We start from the raw sequence: 18971 nt of genomic DNA, 5'->3' as shown, positions 1-18971 counted from the left end.
AGATGCCTGCGCTCCTACTGGCCCTTTGAGGCCTTAACGTAATCGGCATACCGCGAGCTCACCCAATGTTGGCCAGAAGCCGATGATGCTTCCTCGAATAGGCCTTATACATAGATGCACCGGGTAGCAGTGTTCAAAAGCAGGTTGAAAGTGTGGGCGAGTCCATACATAGGAGCGAGCCTGGTGGGAGCGAGCTTGCTCGCGAAGGGGGCGGTACAGCCGGTAAATTTTTTTGAGCTGGAACACTGCCTTCGCAAGCGAGCTTGCTCCCACAGGTTGTGATTCGTTCGTTTCAATCAGCCGCGAAAATACTCCGCCAGCCCGATATAGCAGGTCGCCAGATGATACGGCGTGGTCGACGGCATATCGCTGCGGCTGACCTGGCCGGCGCTGTCCAGGCATTCATTCCAGCCGCTGGCATGCAGAAAGCGTGTTTGCAGTGCGCGCAACTCACGACCTAACGCCGCTTCACTGTCAGGTCGTAACGCCAGTGCCCGCAGGTATTCCGCTTGCGCCCAGATGCGCTGGGTGCCGTCGCGCACCTTGCCGTCCACTTCGAGCATCGCCACTACCGCGCCAGTCTGCGGATCGACGCCTTGCGCCTCGGCATGGGCGAACGCCTGGGTCAGTGAAGTGTGCAGCGGGCTGCCACGCAGACGTGACGAAGAATCCAGCAAGAAGAACCATTCGAATTGATGGCCGGGCTCGTACCAGTTATCCACAGCACCCAGCGGTTTTTCCAGCATCACCCCGTGGGCGTTATCCACAAAGCGCTCCTGCATGCCGCGCACCAGATCATCCAGCGCACCGATGGTGGCTGCGTCTTCACGTACCGAAAGGGTCGCCAGGAAGGCTTCAGCCAGGTGCATGAGCGGATTTTGCAACGGGCCGGTGTTCAGCGACGACCAGTCTTCGCCAAGCATCGCTTCATACAGCCCGGTGCCGTCGGCAAAACGCTCTGCGACAACCGTCAGTGCAGCATTGAAGACTGATTCCACCAGCGGCTCGCGGACCTTGGCCCAATAATGCGCGCAGGCAAAAATGATGAAGGCGTGGGTGTAGAGATCCTTGCGACGGTCCAGCGGCGCGCCTTGCGGGTCGATGCTGTAGAACCAGCCGCCATGTTCGGCATCGTGGAAATGACTCTGCAGCGAGCGAAACAACGCCGCAGCACGACCCGCAGCTTCAGGTACCGACGGATGATCGATCAGGCTGGAAAACAGGAACAGCTGTCGCGCGCAGGCCATGGCTCGATAACGCTGCGGCGGCAATGGGCGATGCCCGGCGTCCACGGCTTCGTAGGGCAACGCCAGATCTGCATTCCAGCCCGGACCCAGCCAGAGCGGCACGATCACGCGCAGGAAATGCTCCTCAAGGGCGGCGAAAACCGTGTTCGAGTCGGAGTAGGAGGCGGAGCTGGAAACATCGGGCATCGGCTGGCGTCACGGCAAGGGCGAATTGCGCGACATGGTAGCAGGCGGGGAGTATCTGATGCACCGCGTCGAGTCATTCGCGAGCAAGCTCGCTCCCACAGGATCCAATGCGATTCCGTGGGAGCGAGCTTGCTCGCGAAGGCGATGGCTCAGGCAGCCAGCAACCACACGCCCGCAGCTGCCGAAATTGCCCCGGCAATCCGCACCAACGGCGCAGCTGCGGTCGGCAGGAAACGCACGGCAGCGTAACCGGCGGCGTGCAGCGCAGCGGTGGCAGCCACAAATCCGGCTGCGTAGGCCCAAGGGCTGGACATTTCCGGCAGCTCAAGGCCGTGCGCGACGCCGTGGAACAGCGCGAACAACGCAGTGGCGCCAACAGCCATGAACAAAGGCGGACGCACCGCCAGCGCCACGGCCAGGCCCAGCGCCAATACCGATGCGGCAATCCCGCTTTCCAGCGCTGGCAGGTTCAGACCTTCGAAGCCCAGCAAGCCGCCGATCAGCATCGTGCCGACGAAGGTGCAGGGCAGTGCCCAACGTGCCGCGCCTTTTTGCTGCGCCGCCCACAAACCTACGGCAATCATCGCCAGCAAGTGATCCAGGCCGCCGATGGGGTGGCTGATGCCCGCGACCAGGCCGTTATCGCCATGCCCGGGGTGAGCGAAGGCCAGGGCCGGAACCAGCAACAGGGCGAGAGCGCCGAAGGCTTTTGTGTAATTCATTGAAAGGCTTCCTTGATGAGGTGGATTCACGCGGCTTCGGTCAGCAGACCCTGGCGCTCGATAAAGGCAATGATCTGTTCCAGACCCACGCCGGTTTTCTGGTTGCTGAAGACGAACGGCTTTTCTCCGCGCATTTTTTTCGTGTCGCGATCCATCATCTCCAGCGACGCGCCCACCAGCGGCGCGAGGTCGATCTTGTTGATCACCAGCAGGTCGGATTTGCAGATGCCGGGGCCGCCCTTGCGCGGCAGCTTGTCGCCGGCCGACACGTCAATCACGTAAATGGTCAGGTCCGACAGCTCCGGGCTGAACGTTGCCGAAAGGTTGTCGCCACCGGATTCGACGATGATCAGATCCAGCCCCGGAAAGCGTCGGTTCAGCTGATCCACTGCTTCCAGATTGATCGAGGCGTCTTCGCGAATGGCTGTGTGCGGGCAACCGCCGGTTTCCACGCCGATGATCCGCTCGGGCGCCAGCGCTTCATTGCGCACCAGAAAGTCAGCATCTTCGCGGGTGTAAATATCGTTGGTGACCACCGCCAGGTTGTAGCGCTCGCGCAAGGCCAGGCACAACGCCAGAGTCAGGGCAGTCTTGCCGGACCCGACCGGGCCACCGATGCCGACGCGCAGAGGTTGGCTGTTCATTGAGTTCTCCGTTGAGCTCGATTGCATAAAAATTCAGGACCGAAACAGTCGGCTGTATTGGCGTTCGTGGGCCATGCTCGCCAGCGCCACGCCAAACGGCGCACTGCCGATGTGCTGCAAATCAACTTCGGTTGCGTGTTGTTGTGCCTGTTGCAGCAGAGGCAGCAACTCGCTGGTCAGGCGCTGTGCGGCTTGCTGGCCCAGCGGCAAGGTCTTCATCAGCACCGCCAATTGGTTCTCCAGCCAGCTCCAGAGCCAGGCGGCCAGCGCATCTTGCGGGCTGATCTGCCAGGCGCGCGCAGCCAGCGCCCAACCCAGGGCCAGATGCGGCTCTTCAGTCTGTTCAAGAAATTTGCGGGCGGGCGGGTCCAGCTCGGGCAAACCGTTGAGCAATTGCTGCAAGGAGTAGCCCATCTGCCGGCTTTCCTGATGCAGCTCGCGGGTTTCCCGGCTGGCGCGATGTTCGTGGCCCAATTGCAGCAACTGGCACCAGTCGTCCGCAGCGGCAGCGTTGCAATGCGCCAGCAGCAGCGGCGCTTCGAAGCGGGCGAGGTTGAGCAGCAATTGGTCGCCGATCCAGCGACGAGCGCTGGGGGAATCCTTGACCCGCGTCTGCTCCACGGCCATTTCCAGGCCTTGGGAATAGCTGTAGCCGCCAATCGGCAATTGCGGACTGGCCAGACGCAGCAGCGCCCAGGCGCTGTTCACGTGCGCACGCCAAATTGGTGCAGGCGCGGTGGATAGTTGAAGTCTTCTTCACCAGCGCGGGAGTGGTGATGACCACCGCCGTAAGCGCCGTGTTCTGGCGAGAACGGCGCTTCGATGGATTCAGTAGTGGCGCCCAATTGATCGAGCATCGCCTTGAGCACGTAGTCGTCCAGCAGCCGCAGCCAGCCGTCACCGACTTGCAGCGCCACGTGACGGTTACCCAAATGGTAAGCCGCGCGGGTCAGCTCGAAGGCGTTGCTGCAGGTCACGTGCATCAGTTGTTCCGGGCGCGCGCAGACACGAACGATGCGGCCGTCTTCGGCTTGCAGGCACTCGCCATCACGCAACGGCGGTTGTCCGCGCTCAAGGAACAACCCGACATCTTCACCTTCGGCACTGAAACAACGCAGCCGGCTTTTGCTGCGCGCTTCAAAATTCAAATGCAGCTCTGCGGCCCATTCGGCTTGAGGTTCGATTCTGCGATGAATCACCAGCATCAGGAAGCTTCCCGCTAATTAGGATGCTTCAAAGCAGAGCAAGGGGCTTGCCAACAGTGCATGACGTGGGAAATTGCTTACAGACAGGAGGCGTTATTCAGGCGGGAGCGGTTTTTGTGATGCTTTTTGGTGCGTGATTTCAAAGAGGGTCATTAATGGTGCGTCATACAGATTTCACTCCGTACTCCCCAACCCTTTCCAGTGACGTGCACCAATAAAGATAAAGCGCAGTTGCTGAGTGATTTTGGCTTGCGGGGTCAAGTGCGGCGCCAGGGTTGCGGCTGGCGGGTCGATGAGCTCTGGCAGCATGGCGAAAACGCTTTTGACCACCAGATCGGAAATCACTGACAAAGAAGCCGGGTCCAGATGCTGCCATTTGGGCATTTTGCCGAGATCCGCCGCGAGGTCGGCGCTGATGCCTTCGCGCAGTGCGCCCAGGGCCTGACGAACCAGCTGCGAGCCGCCGTATTGTTCACGCGCCAGAAACAGAAACTGCGAGGGTTTGGAGGCGACGACGTCGAGGAAGATTCGCACGGACGCATCAATGATGCCGCCCAGGACCATTTCGTTGTGCCGCACCAAACGGATGGTTTCCCGAAAGGTCTGGCCGACTTCGCTGACCAGCGCCAGGCCCAGTTGATCCATGTCGTCGAAATGCCGATAGAACCCGGTGGGCACGATGCCGGCCGTGCGTGCGACTTCCCGCAGGCTCAGGCTGCCGAATCCGCGGCCGCTTTCCATCAGGCTGCGCGCGGCGTCGAGCAGGGCGTGTCGGGTTTGTTGTTTCTGTTCGGCGCGGGGCAACATGGGGCGTGCTGAATTCTGCAAAGGGACGGTTCGGCACTTTAACAAATGCGCTGATAAGGCGTGAATGCCAATTCAATAAAGATCGGTAGGAGGGGACTTGTCCCCGAATGCAATCGATCAGCCACCAAGGTTTTCAGGATTCAAACCCGCTGATACTGCTGGACCAGGCGTTCGGGGCCGTGTTCGGCAACGCGCTGGTACTGCTGAATCAGGCGCGGAGTGTCCTGCACCACGGTCTTGTGTACAGACTGGGATTCCATCTTCGCTTCACCGGACACGGGTTGCTCGGCGGCCGGCATGGCAAAAGCACTGGCAGCCAGAAGCGAAAAGGTCAGGGTGAGCAACAGTTGGCGTTTCATGATGAGGTGTCTCGGGTTGGGTACGGCGCTAATATGCCGCCCCGGTAGTCCAGAGAGAACTTCATACGGCTAATGGTAGTAATCATTAAAAATGATTCAGCTCACTGAAGCTGCTTTTTGCAGAACCGAATCAAACCCTCACGGCTTTTATCAGTCGAACAGCAAAGTCGTACGCAATGCGCCCGCGAGGGTGGTTGTCATCTGGAGAGTCGTGCAATGACGCGCAGTCGTAAAGTTTTCGCCTGGACCGGTGTTGTCCTGATATTGGTCCTGGCTGTTTTGGTCATTGTGATCGCCACGTTCGACTGGAACCGCATCAAACCGACCCTCAACGAAAAAGTCAGTGAAGCGCTGCACCGTCCATTCGCCATCAACGGCAATCTGGCCGTGCTGTGGGGGCGTGAGCCGGAGCAGGGTGGTTGGCGCGCGTGGGTGCCCTGGCCACATTTCGTTGCTGAAGACCTGAGCCTCGGCAACCCGGAATGGTCAAAAAGCCCGCAAATGGCTACCTTGAAGCGCGTCGAATTTCGTCTGGCGCCGTTGCCGCTGCTTTGGCAAAACGTGGTGATCCCGCGTATCGACCTGACCGGGCCGGATGCGAAGCTTGAGCGCCTGGCCGATGGTCGCGCCAACTGGACGTTCGACCTGCCCAAGTCCGACCCGAACGCGGAACCCTCGAATTGGGTGCTGGATATCGGCGCGATCAAGTTCGACAAGGGCCTGGTCAGCCTCAACGATCAGACCTTGAAGACGCAAGTGGATGTGGTCATCGATCCGCTGGGCAAGCCGATTCCGTTCAGCGACATCGTCGGCAGCGGCGAAGCGAAAAAGGCCAAAGACAAAGGCATAACGCCGCAGGATTACGCGTTCGGCCTCAGCTACAAAGGCCAGTATCACGGCCAGAAACTCAACGGCACCGGCAAAGTCGGTGGCCTGCTGGCGCTCAAGGATGCCGCGCAACCGTTCCCGGTGCAGGCCGACGTGCAGATTGGCGACACTCACGCGGTGGTGGCCGGCACCTTGACTGATCCGCAGAATCTCGGTGCGCTGGATCTGCGCCTGAAACTGTCCGGCAGCAGCCTCGGCAATCTGTATCCGCTGACCGGTGTGACCTTGCCCGATTCGCCGGCATACGCCACCGACGGTCATCTGATCGCCAAATTGCACGACCCGGCGGGGGCGAACTTCCGCTACGAAGGCTTCAACGGCAAGATCGGCAACAGCGATATTCATGGCGATCTCGGCTTCGTTGCCAGCCAGCCGCGGCCTAAACTGACCGGCGCGCTGGTTTCCAATCAATTGCTGTTCACCGACCTGGCGCCACTGATTGGTGCGGATTCCAACGCCGCGCAGAAAAAACGCGGCGGCGACAGCAAGCAGCCGACAGGCAAAGTACTGCCCGTCGAGGAATTCCAGACGGATCGCTGGCGCGCCATGGACGCCGACGTCGAGTTCACCGGCAAGAAAATTGTGCAGAGCCCGGAGTTGCCGTTTTCCGATCTTTATACTCATGTCGTCCTCGACGACGGCCAGCTCAGCCTGCAACCCCTGCGTTTCGGCGTCGCGGGCGGCAAGCTGGACGCGGATGTGCGCCTTGATGGCCGGAATCAGCCATTGCAAGGCCGGGCGAAAATCTCGGCGCGAAAACTCAAACTCAAGCAGCTGTTCCCGACCTTTGAACCGATGAAAACCAGTTTCGGTGAGCTGAACGGCGATGCGGATATCGGCGGTCGGGGCAATTCCATCGCAGCGTTGCTGGGCAGCGCCAACGGTGATCTGAAGATGCTGGTCAACGACGGCGCCATCAGCCGCAGCCTGATGGAAATCGCCGGGCTCAACGTGGGTAATTACGTGGTGGGCCGCCTGTTCGGCGACAAGGACGTGAAGATCAATTGCGCGGCTTCGGACATGGGCATCAAGGACGGTCTGCTGAGCACGCGGCTGTCTGTATTCGATACCGAGAACGCAATCATCTACATCGACGGCACGGCGAACTTCAAGACCGAGCAACTGGACCTGGCAATCAAGCCGGAATCCAAGGGTTTCCGGGTCTTCTCGCTGCGTTCGCCGTTGTACGTGCGCGGCCCGTTCGCCAAACCAAGCGCTGGCGTACAAACCGGCCCGCTGTTGCTGCGTGGTGCTGGCATGGTGCTGCTGGGCGCGGCGATAGGGCCTGCGGCAGGTTTGCTGGCGCTGGTCGCACCGAGCAGCGGCGACGTACCCAACCAATGCACGCCGTTGCTGGAGCAGATGCGCGCAGGCAAGGCGCCGAAGACGGTGCAGTGAGGACTGAACGAATCCGTAGGGCCGGCTTCAGCCGGGAGAACGTCCTCCCGGCTGAAGCCGACCCTACGGATTGCGCATAACGGGTTGCGGAATTACAGATCCTTCAAAATATCCGCCATGTCATCGGCGTGCTCTTCTTCCTGAGCAAGGATGGTTTCGAAGATGCGACGTGTGGTCGGATCCTGTTCGCCGATGTATTGAATGATTTCGCGATAGCTGTCGATGGCGATACGTTCGGCCACCAGGTCTTCGTAGACCATTTCCTTGAGCGTATTACCGGCTACGTACTGTGCGTGGGAATTCTTCGACAGCAGGTCCGGGTTGAACTCCGGCTCACCGCCCAGTTGCACAATGCGTTCAGCGAGCAGGTCGGCGTGTTCGGCTTCCTGTTCGGCGTGCTCCAGAAACTCGGCCGCGGCGGTAGAGGCTTTCAGGCCGGTGGCCATGTAGTAATGGCGTTTGTAGCGCAGGACGCAGACCAGCTCGGTGGCCAGTGACTCGTTGAGCAGACGCAGCACGGTTTCCCGGTCGGCGCTGTAGCCTTCGGTCACGGCGCCGTTCTCGACGTTCAAGCGGGCGCGCTGGCGCAGGGTGCTGACATCAGATAATTGCTGTGAATCGTTCATCTTGAATCTCCAAAGGCTAATCCGGTTATCCGTCTCGCTCTTGATGCGTCAGTGGGTTAAGCGGTTGCTGACGCCCGGCAGGATCGGTCATAGGTTGTGAGTCGCCCGTGGTGGAAAAAGTTTTATGCCAAAAACTATCAGGGCAATTGGCAAATATTAACGAAACGAGCGTGACGCGCTGCGGTCCCAGTTTTGAGACGAAAAATTACTGGAGATTCACAATGCTTAAGTTCCTGGGCAGCACCATCGGTATCATCTTTCTGATTGGCCTGGTCGTGGTTATCGCCTTGTTCAAGCTGGTTTTCTAAGCGCGCCACCAAACGCTACGCCAGAAAAAGCCCGACGCTTACGCAGTCGGGCTTTTTCGTTTCTGCCTGTCAGATCACATCGCGCGTTCGTTGGCTTCGCGTTGTTCGCAGGTCATGAAACCTTTGTTATCGACACGGCCGTTGGCGTCGAAGCTGACGTGGAACACTTGCTCATGCCCGTCTTTGTTGAGCACGTAGTTGTTGCACATACCGGGATGAACCTTACGTTGCACGCGTGTGGATGGCGTACCGCCGATGGTCAGGACCTGAGTTTGCGTCATGCCGTTTTCGACTTGCTTAACCAGCGGCTGGTCGCGATAGGTCACGAAATCCACAGGGTTTTGCGGCGTTGTATTGGCGCAACCGGTCACTGCTGCCAGTACAAACATTGCCGCCAGGCTCTTCTTGAACATGAAAGTCACTCCAGATGACTGAGCCATTGTTGGCCCGTTGCAGCTTTGAGCGGTCGATGCGGTCGAGAGTTCGATTATTTGATGGCCTTCAGGCATTACTCACTGCAAATGACTGCCTGTCATATAGCCGCGCCAGTCTGGGCCTGCTCTTTGGTCAATTGCCGCTATGGTTCAAGCATTCAACCGACGATTGCACGAGGAGGCTATTCATGGCGCAAAAACAGGCGACGCGTTATCCGCTGGTGTTGGTCCCCGGTTTACTGGGCTTTGTGCGACTGGTGTTTTATTCCTATTGGTACGGCATTGTCCGGGCGTTACGCCGCGACGGGTCAACGGTGATTCCGGTCATGGTCTCGGCGGTCAATTCATCTGAAGTCCGGGGCGAGCAGTTGATCGAGCGGATCAGGGAGATTCTCAAGGAAACCGGGGCCGAGAAGGTCAATCTGTTCGGCCATAGCCAGGGCGCACTGACCATTCGCTACGCCGCCGCCAAGCATCCCGAGCTGGTGGCTTCGGTGACTTCCGTCGCCGGCCCGAACCACGGCTCGGAATTGGCCGACTTCCTGGAGAAGAATTTTCCACCCGGAACCTTGCGCGGTCTGTTCCTCAACGCAGTGATACGGCTGACTGTGTGGATCATGGCGTTGCTGGACACCGGCTATCGCGGCACGCGTTTACCCACCGATGTCGATGCCGCACACCACTCGCTGACCAGTGACGGCGTGGCGCTGTTCAACAGCCAGTATCCCCAGGGCTTGCCGCAAACCTGGGGCGGGCAGGGCGCAGAACTGGTCAACGGCGTGCGCTATTACTCGTGGTCCGGGACTATCCAGAAAGGGGTCAGTGACCGGGGTGGCAATCGTATTGATGGCACAAATGTAACCTGCCGAATATTCGCTCGCACGTTCACAAAAGAGCGAGGTCAATGTGATGGCATGGTCGGGCGCTTCAGTTCTCATCTGGGTACTGTCATTGGGGATAACTACCCCCTCGATCATTTCGACATCGTCAACCAGACCTTCGGGCTGGTCGGCAAGGGTGTTGATCCCGTTGGGTTGTTTGTTGAACATGCCGCGCGCCTCAAGGCCGCCGGTCTTTAGCTCGTTTTGAGCCGTGGTTCGTAGTCTGCCGATCAAAGAGGTCGGCAATGGAGTGATGCGATGAGCGACAAAGAGCTCTATGAAATCCAATACACCCTGGCGGGTGAGCACCATGTGGATGTGATCGAGGACCTGGATGTCCCGATCATTGAGGTGGTCCATGAGCTGGCGCTCAAGCATCACGTCACTCTGGAAGATGACCTGCATGACATCAGTGAGTCCTGCAACGGCATGCCCCACGCCATGGGCATCACCGACGTATCGATTCACAGTGTCGAGAATGAGGAATCGGCAGGCGCTTCCTGATTGATGCTTTCGGCTGGATGCGTTTAGTTGATTCAGCGGTGTTCTTTCGTCGTCACGGGAGGACACCGTTGCAGTCACACTCGGTTGACTACACTGCCAGTCAGGACGTACTCATCAGTGCGCCAGTCTGGAGAGAAGATCGATGAAATTCCTGCGTTTCCCTTTATTGCTCATGAGCCTGCTGATGTGTGCCCAGGGTTTTGCGGCCACTGCCCAGCAAAACAAAATGACCACCTGCAACGCGGATGCTTCGGCGAAGGCGCTCAAGGGCGATGAGCGCAAAGCGTTCATGAGTACCTGTCTGAAGGCTTCCCCGCCTCAAACCCAGCAAGACAAAATGAAAACCTGCAACGCAACCGCCGGCACTCAGGCTCTCAAAGGCGATGCGCGCAAGGCCTTCATGAGTGATTGTCTCAAGAAGAAATAAATTTCCTGCGCCCGGCGCGGGGAAAACGCTTATTTCAGTGCGATAAATCCTGTGGTTGCGGACTATGCTGTCGGCCGCAATCACAGCGATGAGTCGTCAGACCTCGGACCACTGGTCCTCGACTCAGAACGCTGGCAGACTGCCTCCCTCTTTGTGCCGTTGTTTTGAGGCTATATGCCAACGTTTTCTGCGCGACAAATTTTGTTGGCCAGCTGGATTCTGGTATTCGGCGGCCTGTTGATGGTATTGCCGTTCAAACTCTTGCCGAGTCTGCTCGCCGGGTTGCTGGTTTACGAACTGGTCAACATGCTCACGCCTCAGCTGCAAAGGCTCATCGCCGGCCCGCGTGCGCGCTGGGTTGCCGTGGCATTGCTCGGCACGCTGGTGGTCAGCGTACTGGCGCTGATTTTCGCCGGGGCGATCAGCTTCGTCCTGCACGAAGCGGAAAATCCTGGCGCGTCACTGGACAAGTTCATGGTGCTGGTGGATCGGGCGCGTGGCCAGCTGCCGCCGTTCATCGACAGCTATCTGCCGGCCAGTGCAGCGGAGTTCCGTGTTTCCCTGGGCGAGTGGATCCAGAAGCACGTGGGCGAATTGCAGATGCTCGGCAAAGGCGCCGCGCACATGTTCGTGACCTTGCTGATCGGCATGGTGCTGGGCGCGATCATTGCCTTGCAGCAGATCTCCGATGTGCACACGCGCAAGCCGCTGGCCGCCGCGTTGTTCAATCGCCTGAGCCTGCTGAGCCGCGCGTTTCGTAATATCGTCTTCGCCCAGATCAAGATTTCCCTGCTGAACACGGCCTTTACTTCGGTGTTTCTCGCCGTGGTCCTGCCGCTGTGCGGGATTCACCTGCCGCTGACCAAAACCCTGATCATCCTGACCTTCCTGCTCGGCCTGCTGCCGGTGGTCGGCAATCTGATGTCCAACACGCTTATCTTCATCGTCGGCATGTCGCTGTCGATTTGGGTGGCGATGGCCGCGCTGGGTTATCTGATCGTGATCCACAAGGTCGAGTATTTCCTCAACGCCCGCATCGTCGGCGGGCAGATCAATGCCAAGTCGTGGGAATTGCTCATGGCGATGCTAATCTTCGAAGCCGCGTTCGGCCTGCCCGGCGTGGTGGCGGGGCCGATTTATTACGCGTACCTGAAAAGCGAGTTGCAGAAGGAAGGGTTGGTCTGATGACTAGCTAACAGCGTTGGAGATTCTATGTCTGAGGGCAACCGCCAGGTGCCGCAGATGTATTGTCTGAACCGACGCCTTCCCGGCTAAAGCCGGTCCCACTAGATCGCGCTGGTTTTGTGGGACCGGATTTATCCGGGAAGACGGCATTCCAGTAGACGCAAATTCATCGGCTGTACGTCCTGTCGTGAATGCTGCGTAGATCCGTTAGCGAGGCTTGCCCGCGAAGGCAGTGTTTCAGTAGCGAAGAGTCCGGTGAATGTACCGGCCTCTTCGCGGGCAAGCCTCGCTCCAACAGGGTTCAGCCAACCGAACTTCTAGCCATAGCGCTTCTTCGCCTCAATCGCCAGACCACTGCCGATGCTGCCGAAGATATTGCCTTCGACGTGCCGGGCGTTGGGCAGCATGGCCGCGATGCTGTTGCGCAGCGCGGGGATGCCGCTTGAACCACCGGTGAAGAACACCGTATCAACCTGATCGACACGCGCACCGGCCTTGGTCAACAACTCCGAAACACTGTTGCGCACGCGCTCCAGTTGCGAGTCGATGGCCGCTTCGAACATCACCCGGCTCAGATCAACACTCAAGCCCGGCTCGATGCGATCCATCGGCAGATGGCGGCTTTCAGCGTGGGTCAGCTGGATCTTGGTTTCTTCCACTTCCATGGCCAGCCAGTGGCCAGCGCGCTGCTCAATAAGCTTGAACAGGCGATCGATGCCCTGGGTGTCTTCGATGTCGTAGCGCATGCTGCCCAATGCGAGCTGGGATTTCTGCGAGTACACCGAGTTGATGGTGTGCCAGGTCGCGAGGTTCATGTGATGGCTGGTGGGCATGTAAGCCTGGCTTTTCATGCGGCTGCCGTAGCCGAACAGCGGCATAACGCCCTGAATGCTCAGTTGCTTGTCGAAGTCAGTCCCGCCGATATGCACACCGCCGGTGGCCAGAATGTCTTCGTGGCGGTCGTCATAGAAGCGACGGTCAGGCGACAGACGCACCAGCGAGAAGTCCGACGTACCGCCGCCGATGTCGACGATCAGTACCAGCTCTTCGCGGGTAATGGTCGACTCGTAGTCGAACGCTGCGGCAATTGGCTCGTACTGAAACGAAACATCCTTGAAACCAATCTTGCGCGCGACCTCGGCCAGCGTGTCTTCGGCTTCCTGATCCGCGCCTATGTCGTCATCGACGAAATGCACCGGGCGGCCCAGCACCACTTCTTCGAACTCGCGCCCGGCGGTGTCCTCGGCGCGTTTTTTCAGCTCGCCGATGAACAACGCCAGCAAATCCTTGAACGGCATGGCCGTGCCCAGCACGCTGGTGTCGTGCTTGATCAGCTTGGAACCCAGCAGACTCTTCAGTGAGCGCATCAGGCGGCCTTCGTAGCCTTCCAGATACTCGTGCAGCGCGAGGCGGCCGTATACCGGACGGCGCTCCTCCATGTTGAAGAACACCACCGATGGCAGGGTGATTTTGTCGTCCTCCAGCGCAATCAGCGATTCCATGCCCGGTCGCAGCCAGCCGACCGTGGAATTGGACGTGCCAAAGTCAATACCACAGGCACGGGCTGGGGATTGGTCATTCATGTCTTTTACGTTCCAGTCAAAAAACGGCCGCGCAGTGTATGTCAGTGCATCGCGGATGCGTAGCGCGAAACGTCGGTTATACACAGTTATCTTCGTGGCTGACTTGAACTATGCGCGGTTACCCCCAATCTTCAGGGAATTGTCAGCTACGCAGGCCGTCGAACGCTTCAAGTATCAAGTCAGCACGTTCGGCGGCCGATATATCAAGACGTTAATTGATCCAGATGCCTCAAATGCGAGGATGCTGTGCGCAGAATAGAGCGCACCAGGCTGCGCTGGATAACCGGGGACGACTGTTAGATGGACTTCAAAGACTATTACAAGATTCTTGGGCTTGAGCCGACTGCGGACGACAAAGCGATCAAGGTCGCCTACCGGAAGCTGGCGCGCAAGTATCACCCCGACGTCAGCAAAGAAGCGGGCGCGGAAGAGAAATTCAAAGAGGCCAGCGAGGCTTACGAAGTGCTGAAAAGCCCGGAAAAGCGCGCTGAGTACGATGAGCTGCGCAAGTACGGGCAGCAGGGCCGGCCGTTTCAGGGACCGCCGGGCTGGCAGAGCCGTGCTGGCGCCGGAGCGGGTGGTTTCGGCGACGATGCGGGTGATTTCTCCGATTTTTTCAGCTCGATCTTCGGTGGTCGAGCGCAGCAGGGCGGTCGTGCGCGCAGCACCGGTCGCCGAGGACAGGATGTGGAAATGGAGCTCGCGATCTTCCTCGAAGAAACACTTTCGGCGGAATCCAAGCAGGTCAGTTTCAAGGTGCCGCAGTACAACCCTGCCGGCCAACGCATGGCTGATATCACCAAGACCCTGAACGTGAAGATCCCGGCCGGCGTGGTCGATGGCGAGCGCATTCGTCTCAAGGGTCAGGGCGCTCCAGGAGTTGCCGGCGGTGAGAATGGTGATCTATACCTGATTATCAGACTGGCGCCGCATCCCAAGTTCGATGTCGAAGGCCGTGACCTGATCATCACTGTGCCGGTGGCGCCGTGGGAAGCAGCGCTGGGCGCCAAGGTTGCCGTGCCGACACTGACAGGCAAGATCAACCTGACCATCCGGCCCGACAGCCAGACCGGCCAGCGGTTGCGGGTTAAAGGCAACGGCCTGCTGAATAAACAAGGCGAGCGCGGCGATCTGTACGCGCAGATCAAGGTTGTCATGCCGCCGTCCACCGACGAGGCTACCAAGGCGCTTTGGCAGACGCTGGCTGAAAAGGCGGCATTCGATCCGCGGGCCCAATGGAGTAACTGATCATGAGCCACACCCTGATCGTTGAGCTGGATATGAAGCAATTCTGTCAGGTGACCGAAATACCGGCCGCCTACGTGATCGAAATCGTCGAACACGGCATTCTCGAACCTCAGGGCCGAAAGCCGGATGAGTGGCTATTCGACGATCAGGCGCTGATCGTCGCCCGGCGTGCGGCGAAACTGCGACGGGATCTGGAGCTGGAGTGGGAAGGCGTTGCCCTGGCGCTGGATCTGCTCAACGAGCTGGAACAGGTTCGCGCGGAAAACCGCATGCTCAAGCAGCGGCTTGGACGGTTTTTGCAGGATTAGCGCTAAGCTCGCAAAAACCTTGTGGGAGCAAGCTTGCTTGCGAAGGCGATTTTTCCTACGCGCTTAATGTGGCGACTGGACGAATGTCTTCGCGAGCAAGCTCGCTCCCACCATTTGTGGCCGCATTCACATGCTTTTCGGCAACACCACGGTAAACGTCGTCCCGTCATCCACATTGGACGTAACGGTAATACTCCCGGCATGGGCGTTGACCACTTCCTTGACGATGAACAACCCCAGGCCAAGGCTGGTAGATGGGCCTTTCGCTTCTTGCTCGGCGCCGGGATGGCGCACCAGCGGATCAAAGATGCTGCCGATAGCCCCTTCATCGATGGGGTTGCCGAGGTTATGCACCACCAACTCCACGTTGTTGTCTTCACCGGTAATGCGGATGGAGATTTCCTGATTGGCCAAACCATGCTGCAAAGCATTGCCGATCAGATTTTGCAGCAACTGATTGATGCGCCCCTGATCCCATTGCCCCGTGGTATCGCCGTGTACGCTCAGCACCGGGTTGCATTCGGGCTGTCCGGCGCAGGCTTCTTCGATGGCTTCGCGACAGGCGGCGGCAAGATCCATGTGCTTGCGTTCCACGGGCAAGGTGGCGCCCAGTCGACTGCGCACGAACTCCAGCAGATCACTGACCATCGCGCCCATATGCCGCGTACCGCTCTTGATGCGCGCCAGATAGGTTTGCGATGCGGCGTCCAGCTTGGCTTTGCGCTCCAGCATGTCAGCGGACATGCCCACCGCTTGCAGCGGCGCACGCAGGTCGTGGCCGAGAATCGCCAGGAAGATATCTCGCGAGCGCGCCACTTGTTCGGCATACGCAGCGGTGGATTCGGCCAGCGCTTCGTCGATAGCCTCATTGAAGCGGATCATATCGGTGAAATAAGCCAGCTCTGGCTCTTTCAGGCTTTCAACCCAGAGGCGAATGACGCTGGCGCGTAAATGCCGGAACTCGGACGTCATCTGCACCAGATCGAAACCCACGACATGCCGCAGTTCACCATGGCTGGCGGCCGCTTCATCCAGGCTTGGGGTTTTATTGAGGTCTTCGCCCTTGGATTTGGCGGCTTGTTCGCTCTTGGTCTGGGCGGTCTTCATGTCCCGCGAAGCCGCGAGCAGAATTGCCTTGGCATGATCGCGCAGCTCTTCACTGCTCATCAGGTCGGCAGCCGGTTTTATGGTCTTGGCGAAGCTTTCCCACTCATCGACGATGCGATCCACGTGAGCAACGATGAAGTCGGAAAGGCGCATGGCGCGTGTACCTTGCTGCGGGAGCGGTGGGAGGAGATGACGCGCATCTTACCGCCTTTGTCCGGCTCGACAAACAGCCGTTTCGTTAGTTCGCCCCGGCTACTGTCATTTATGACAGGTAGACGCGGAATTCGGGCAGTTGTAGGTTTGGACGCGGGGGTTACATCAGAAAGGGAGATTCAAAAATGTTGAAAGCAGAGTTTGTCGCGTCTATCGAAGAACAGATCAACTTGGCGACACAACGGATTCAAAACAGCAAAAGTGCAAAGTTCGATGATCTCGCGTTCGGGAAGCTGGGTTTTCTCCTCGCCTTGCGCCGGGTGCTTAACGGGACCGGCAGTGCCGAGGACCTGGGGCTGATGGACGCCGTGAACGATTCGCTGCAAGCGTTGAAGTTGCTCGACAGCAAAACGAGCTTTCTTGCAGGCGTCAAATAGACCGCAATCAGGACGATAACTACAGGGAGGGAGTTACCCATGCGCGTAATCGAAGCGAATGATGACAGTTTTCAAGATGTGGTTTTCAACTCGGACAAGCTGGTAGTCGCCGAATTCAGCGGTCCGGGAATGGATGAGCACGGCGATCCGAATGACAGCTCAAAAACGGGTGCGGTTCTGGACAAGCTTGCCGAGGTGTTTGGCGAAGAGGTGCTGATGTTGCGAATCCATAAGGACAGCTGTGAAGCCACGGCTGAAAACTATGGAGTCGAAAGTGTGCCCACGGTGCTTTTCTTCAGGAACGGAAATGTAGTCGGGAGAACGACAGGATTGCTTGAGGAAGAAAGTTACAAAAAGCTGATTGATAAGCTCTTGTCGGGTCGCTGATGTACAAATCGGGCCCTGTGCAAACAAGGCCCGGTTGTTGCCTAGAACAGAAAGTAGCGCTGCGCCATCGGCAACACATCCGCCGGTTCACACCACAGCAACACGCCATCGGCCTTGACCTGATACGTCTGCGGATCGACATCGATGTTGGGCAGGTAATCGTTGTGGATCAGGTCTTTCTTCTGCACGTTGCGGCAGCCCTTGACCACGCTGATGGTCTTTTTCAGGCCCAGTGACTCGGGAATGCCTGCGTCGAACGCCGCCTGACTGATGAACGTCAGACTGGTAGCGTGCAGCGAGCTGCCGTAGCTGGCGAACATCGGACGGTAATGCACCGGCTGCGGGGTCGGAATCGACGCATTGGCATCGCCCATCAGACTGGCCGCAATCGCGCCGCCCTTGAGAATCAGGCTTGGCTTGACGCCAAAGAACGCCGGGCGCCACAGCACCAGGTCCGCCCACTTGCCGACTTCGATTGAGCCCACTTCATGGCTGATGCCGTGGGTGATCGCCGGGTTGATGGTGTATTTGGCGATGTAACGCTTGGCGCGGAAGTTGTCGTTGCCTTCGCCGTCCTGGGGAAGCGGGCCGCGCTGCTTCTTCATTTTGTCGGCGGTCTGCCAGGTACGCATGATCACTTCGCCCACCCGGCCCATGGCCTGGCTGTCGGAACTGAGCATCGAGAACGCGCCCAGATCGTGGAGGATGTCTTCGGCGGCGATGGTTTCCCGGCGAATGCGACTTTCCGCGAAGGCTACGTCTTCGGCAATGCTCGGGTCCAGGTGATGGCAAACCATCAGCATGTCCAGGTGTTCGTCGATGGTGTTGCGGGTGAACGGCCGGGTCGGGTTGGTCGAGCTGGGCAGCACGTTCGGGAAGCCGCAAGCCTTGATGATGTCCGGCGCATGACCGCCGCCCGCGCCTTCGGTGTGATAGGTGTGGATCGTGCGATTCTTGAACGCCGCCAGCGTGGTCTCGACAAAACCGGACTCGTTCAGGGTGTCAGTGTGAATGGCGACCTGCACGTCGTAGTCGTCGGCCACACTCAGGCAGTTGTCGATGGCCGCTGGCGTGGTGCCCCAGTCCTCATGCAGCTTCAGGCCGATGGCGCCAGCCTTGACCTGCTCGATCAGCGGTCCCGGCAGGCTGACGTTGCCCTTGCCGGTGAAACCGATGTTCATCGGGAAAGAATCTGCCGCCTGCAGCATGCGCGCCAGGTGCCATGGGCCGGGCGTGACGGTGGTGGCGTTAGTGCCAGTCGCCGGGCCGGTGCCGCCGCCGATCATGGTGGTGACGCCGCTCATCAGCGCTTCTTCGATCTGCTGCGGACAGATGAAGTGAATGTGCGTATCGACGCCGCCAGCGGTGAGAATCATGCCTTCACCGGCGATGACTTCGGTGGCCGCGCCGATGGCGATGGTCACGTCGGGCTGGATATCCGGATTGCCCGCCTTGCCGATGGCCGCAATCCGGCCGTTCTTGATGCCGACGTCGGCCTTGACGATGCCCCAGTGATCGATGATCAGCGCGTTGGTGATCAGCGTGTCGACCACATCTTCGGCCATCAACTGACCCTGGCCCATGCCATCGCGGATGACCTTGCCGCCACCGAACTTCACTTCTTCGCCATAGGTGGTGAAGTCTTTCTCGACCTCGATCCACAGCTCGGTATCGGCCAACCGGACACGGTCGCCAACGGTAGGGCCGAACATGTCGGCATAGGCTTGGCGGCTGATCTTCATAGTGATTCCTTAAATCTTCGTTGTCTGTTTTGGCCCCTTCGCGAGCAAGCTCGCTCCCACAGGTGCGTGAAGTGCGCCCCAAAAGTTGGACAGCTGTTGATTAGGCTATCGCGGACTGGGCCCTGTACGCTACAGGGCTTAGCCCGCCCAGCTTCATCTTGATTCGATCATAGTTGTAATAACGG

General features: G+C 58.9%; 22 protein-coding genes. 9 read left to right on the top strand and 13 right to left on the bottom strand.

Features of this window, described 5'->3' with window-relative positions; genetic code table 11:
* Nucleotides 1-296 precede the first annotated feature (296 nt).
* From ACP7E4_RS29735 to ACP7E4_RS29705, 7 genes are all read right to left on the bottom strand, one after another.
* Nucleotides 297-1433: an AGE family epimerase/isomerase gene (locus ACP7E4_RS29735; protein WP_426119736.1), complete on the bottom strand. Its 1137-nt coding sequence runs from the start codon at nucleotides 1431-1433 to the stop codon at nucleotides 297-299.
* Nucleotides 1434-1582: 149 nt separating this feature from the next.
* Nucleotides 1583-2155 (bottom strand): HupE/UreJ family protein, encoded by a 573-nt coding sequence (locus tag ACP7E4_RS29730; protein WP_426119734.1) that lies wholly within the window; start codon nucleotides 2153-2155, stop codon nucleotides 1583-1585.
* Between the two features lie 26 nt (nucleotides 2156-2181).
* Nucleotides 2182-2799 (bottom strand): urease accessory protein UreG, encoded by a 618-nt coding sequence (gene ureG / locus ACP7E4_RS29725; protein WP_065833857.1) that lies wholly within the window; start codon nucleotides 2797-2799, stop codon nucleotides 2182-2184.
* A 33-nt stretch (nucleotides 2800-2832) separates the two neighbouring features.
* Complete coding sequence (locus ACP7E4_RS29720; RefSeq protein ID WP_426119732.1) at nucleotides 2833-3507, bottom strand: urease accessory protein UreF; 675 nt, start codon at nucleotides 3505-3507, stop codon at nucleotides 2833-2835.
* On the bottom strand, nucleotides 3504-4004 hold the full coding sequence (gene ureE / locus ACP7E4_RS29715; RefSeq protein ID WP_426119731.1) for an urease accessory protein UreE: 501 nt from the start codon (nucleotides 4002-4004) through the stop codon (nucleotides 3504-3506). The genes ACP7E4_RS29720 and ureE overlap by 4 nt, the downstream gene beginning before the upstream one ends.
* 174 nt (nucleotides 4005-4178) lie before the next feature.
* Complete coding sequence (locus tag ACP7E4_RS29710) at nucleotides 4179-4811, bottom strand: TetR family transcriptional regulator (RefSeq protein WP_426119730.1); 633 nt, start codon at nucleotides 4809-4811, stop codon at nucleotides 4179-4181.
* Nucleotides 4812-4951: 140 nt separating this feature from the next.
* Nucleotides 4952-5170 carry a hypothetical protein gene (locus ACP7E4_RS29705; protein WP_426119729.1) on the bottom strand — a complete coding sequence of 73 codons (219 nt, stop codon included), beginning with the start codon at nucleotides 5168-5170 and terminating at the stop codon, nucleotides 4952-4954.
* A 216-nt stretch (nucleotides 5171-5386) separates the two neighbouring features.
* Between ACP7E4_RS29705 and ACP7E4_RS29700 the strand changes: the two genes are divergently transcribed.
* Entirely contained in the window at nucleotides 5387-7456 is a 2070-nt protein-coding gene (locus ACP7E4_RS29700; RefSeq protein WP_426119727.1) for an AsmA family protein, read from the top strand.
* Between the two features lie 92 nt (nucleotides 7457-7548).
* Here the strand turns inward: ACP7E4_RS29700 and ACP7E4_RS29695 are convergent, their stop codons facing one another.
* Together ACP7E4_RS29695 and osmE are read right to left on the bottom strand one after the other, a co-directional pair.
* Nucleotides 7549-8082, bottom strand: coding sequence for a ferritin-like domain-containing protein (locus ACP7E4_RS29695; RefSeq protein WP_331151573.1), 534 nt, complete (start codon nucleotides 8080-8082; stop codon nucleotides 7549-7551).
* A 382-nt stretch (nucleotides 8083-8464) separates the two neighbouring features.
* Nucleotides 8465-8803 carry an osmotically-inducible lipoprotein OsmE gene (osmE, locus tag ACP7E4_RS29690; protein ID WP_020293696.1) on the bottom strand — a complete coding sequence of 113 codons (339 nt, stop codon included), beginning with the start codon at nucleotides 8801-8803 and terminating at the stop codon, nucleotides 8465-8467.
* Nucleotides 8804-9012: 209 nt separating this feature from the next.
* Between osmE and ACP7E4_RS29685 the strand changes: the two genes are divergently transcribed.
* The 4 genes from ACP7E4_RS29685 to ACP7E4_RS29670 all read left to right on the top strand — a co-directional run bounded on the left by ACP7E4_RS29685 (nucleotide 9013) and on the right by ACP7E4_RS29670 (nucleotide 11821).
* Entirely contained in the window at nucleotides 9013-9903 is an 891-nt protein-coding gene (locus tag ACP7E4_RS29685; RefSeq protein WP_426119725.1) for an esterase/lipase family protein, read from the top strand.
* Between the two features lie 60 nt (nucleotides 9904-9963).
* Nucleotides 9964-10209 carry a hypothetical protein gene (locus ACP7E4_RS29680; protein WP_426119724.1) on the top strand — a complete coding sequence of 82 codons (246 nt, stop codon included), beginning with the start codon at nucleotides 9964-9966 and terminating at the stop codon, nucleotides 10207-10209.
* Nucleotides 10210-10351: 142 nt separating this feature from the next.
* On the top strand, nucleotides 10352-10636 hold the full coding sequence (locus tag ACP7E4_RS29675; RefSeq protein ID WP_426119723.1) for a PsiF family protein: 285 nt from the start codon (nucleotides 10352-10354) through the stop codon (nucleotides 10634-10636).
* Nucleotides 10637-10810: 174 nt separating this feature from the next.
* On the top strand, nucleotides 10811-11821 hold the full coding sequence (locus ACP7E4_RS29670; RefSeq protein ID WP_426119721.1) for an AI-2E family transporter: 1011 nt from the start codon (nucleotides 10811-10813) through the stop codon (nucleotides 11819-11821).
* 317 nt (nucleotides 11822-12138) lie between these two features.
* Here ACP7E4_RS29670 and ACP7E4_RS29665 read toward each other — a convergent pair whose 3' ends face one another.
* Nucleotides 12139-13404 (bottom strand): Hsp70 family protein, encoded by a 1266-nt coding sequence (locus ACP7E4_RS29665; protein ID WP_426119719.1) that lies wholly within the window; start codon nucleotides 13402-13404, stop codon nucleotides 12139-12141.
* Nucleotides 13405-13704: 300 nt separating this feature from the next.
* Between ACP7E4_RS29665 and cbpA the strand changes: the two genes are divergently transcribed.
* A complete protein-coding gene (gene cbpA / locus ACP7E4_RS29660) occupies nucleotides 13705-14652 on the top strand; it encodes a curved DNA-binding protein (protein WP_426119718.1) in 948 nt (315 codons plus the stop codon).
* 2 nt (nucleotides 14653-14654) lie between these two features.
* The gene (locus tag ACP7E4_RS29655; RefSeq protein WP_426119717.1) at nucleotides 14655-14960 is read left to right on the top strand and encodes a chaperone modulator CbpM; all 306 of its coding nucleotides are present in this window, start codon (nucleotides 14655-14657) and stop codon (nucleotides 14958-14960) included.
* 126 nt (nucleotides 14961-15086) lie between these two features.
* Here ACP7E4_RS29655 and ACP7E4_RS29650 read toward each other — a convergent pair whose 3' ends face one another.
* Nucleotides 15087-16220: a sensor histidine kinase gene (locus tag ACP7E4_RS29650; RefSeq protein ID WP_426119716.1), complete on the bottom strand. Its 1134-nt coding sequence runs from the start codon at nucleotides 16218-16220 to the stop codon at nucleotides 15087-15089.
* A gap of 185 nt (nucleotides 16221-16405) precedes the next feature.
* On the opposite strand from ACP7E4_RS29650, the gene ACP7E4_RS29645 reads away from it, so the two are divergent.
* Both ACP7E4_RS29645 and ACP7E4_RS29640 read left to right on the top strand, forming a co-directional pair.
* Entirely contained in the window at nucleotides 16406-16657 is a 252-nt protein-coding gene (locus ACP7E4_RS29645; RefSeq protein ID WP_426119715.1) for a hypothetical protein, read from the top strand.
* A gap of 39 nt (nucleotides 16658-16696) precedes the next feature.
* On the top strand, nucleotides 16697-17044 hold the full coding sequence (locus ACP7E4_RS29640; RefSeq protein ID WP_426119713.1) for a thioredoxin family protein: 348 nt from the start codon (nucleotides 16697-16699) through the stop codon (nucleotides 17042-17044).
* 41 nt (nucleotides 17045-17085) lie between these two features.
* Here ACP7E4_RS29640 and ureC read toward each other — a convergent pair whose 3' ends face one another.
* Both ureC and ACP7E4_RS29630 read right to left on the bottom strand, forming a co-directional pair.
* Nucleotides 17086-18786 carry an urease subunit alpha gene (gene ureC, locus ACP7E4_RS29635; protein ID WP_020293707.1) on the bottom strand — a complete coding sequence of 567 codons (1701 nt, stop codon included), beginning with the start codon at nucleotides 18784-18786 and terminating at the stop codon, nucleotides 17086-17088.
* Between the two features lie 100 nt (nucleotides 18787-18886).
* Nucleotides 18887-18971 (bottom strand): IS3 family transposase (locus ACP7E4_RS29630; RefSeq protein WP_426114669.1); only part of this gene is annotated, 85 nt, incomplete at its 5' end.

This window comes from Pseudomonas sp. DSP3-2-3 (assembly GCF_049898225.1).
Taxonomy (GTDB): domain Bacteria; phylum Pseudomonadota; class Gammaproteobacteria; order Pseudomonadales; family Pseudomonadaceae; genus Aquipseudomonas.
Note: the sequence above shows the minus strand (reverse complement) of the source record. Positions and strands in the feature narration are given on the sequence as shown.

Excerpts from the sequence above, each read along its gene's own strand:
- ureE (WP_426119731.1), bottom strand. The coding sequence starts at position 4,004 with ATGCTGGTGATTCATCGCAGAATCGAACCTCAAGCCGAATGGGCCGCA.
- ACP7E4_RS29705 (WP_426119729.1), bottom strand. The coding sequence starts at position 5,170 with ATGAAACGCCAACTGTTGCTCACCCTGACCTTTTCGCTTCTGGCTGCC.
- ACP7E4_RS29685 (WP_426119725.1), top strand. The coding sequence starts at position 9,013 with ATGGCGCAAAAACAGGCGACGCGTTATCCGCTGGTGTTGGTCCCCGGT.
- ACP7E4_RS29710 (WP_426119730.1), bottom strand. The coding sequence starts at position 4,811 with ATGTTGCCCCGCGCCGAACAGAAACAACAAACCCGACACGCCCTGCTC.
- ACP7E4_RS29650 (WP_426119716.1), bottom strand. The coding sequence starts at position 16,220 with ATGCGCCTTTCCGACTTCATCGTTGCTCACGTGGATCGCATCGTCGAT.
- ACP7E4_RS29695 (WP_331151573.1), bottom strand. The coding sequence starts at position 8,082 with ATGAACGATTCACAGCAATTATCTGATGTCAGCACCCTGCGCCAGCGC.
- ACP7E4_RS29700 (WP_426119727.1), top strand. The coding sequence starts at position 5,387 with ATGACGCGCAGTCGTAAAGTTTTCGCCTGGACCGGTGTTGTCCTGATA.
- ACP7E4_RS29640 (WP_426119713.1), top strand. The coding sequence starts at position 16,697 with ATGCGCGTAATCGAAGCGAATGATGACAGTTTTCAAGATGTGGTTTTC.
- ACP7E4_RS29675 (WP_426119723.1), top strand. The coding sequence starts at position 10,352 with ATGAAATTCCTGCGTTTCCCTTTATTGCTCATGAGCCTGCTGATGTGT.
- ureC (WP_020293707.1), bottom strand. The coding sequence starts at position 18,786 with ATGAAGATCAGCCGCCAAGCCTATGCCGACATGTTCGGCCCTACCGTT.
- ACP7E4_RS29665 (WP_426119719.1), bottom strand. The coding sequence starts at position 13,404 with ATGAATGACCAATCCCCAGCCCGTGCCTGTGGTATTGACTTTGGCACG.
- cbpA (WP_426119718.1), top strand. The coding sequence starts at position 13,705 with ATGGACTTCAAAGACTATTACAAGATTCTTGGGCTTGAGCCGACTGCG.
- osmE (WP_020293696.1), bottom strand. The coding sequence starts at position 8,803 with ATGTTCAAGAAGAGCCTGGCGGCAATGTTTGTACTGGCAGCAGTGACC.
- ACP7E4_RS29645 (WP_426119715.1), top strand. The coding sequence starts at position 16,406 with ATGTTGAAAGCAGAGTTTGTCGCGTCTATCGAAGAACAGATCAACTTG.
- ACP7E4_RS29670 (WP_426119721.1), top strand. The coding sequence starts at position 10,811 with ATGCCAACGTTTTCTGCGCGACAAATTTTGTTGGCCAGCTGGATTCTG.
- ACP7E4_RS29730 (WP_426119734.1), bottom strand. The coding sequence starts at position 2,155 with ATGAATTACACAAAAGCCTTCGGCGCTCTCGCCCTGTTGCTGGTTCCG.
- ACP7E4_RS29680 (WP_426119724.1), top strand. The coding sequence starts at position 9,964 with ATGAGCGACAAAGAGCTCTATGAAATCCAATACACCCTGGCGGGTGAG.
- ACP7E4_RS29735 (WP_426119736.1), bottom strand. The coding sequence starts at position 1,433 with ATGCCCGATGTTTCCAGCTCCGCCTCCTACTCCGACTCGAACACGGTT.
- ACP7E4_RS29655 (WP_426119717.1), top strand. The coding sequence starts at position 14,655 with ATGAGCCACACCCTGATCGTTGAGCTGGATATGAAGCAATTCTGTCAG.
- ureG (WP_065833857.1), bottom strand. The coding sequence starts at position 2,799 with ATGAACAGCCAACCTCTGCGCGTCGGCATCGGTGGCCCGGTCGGGTCC.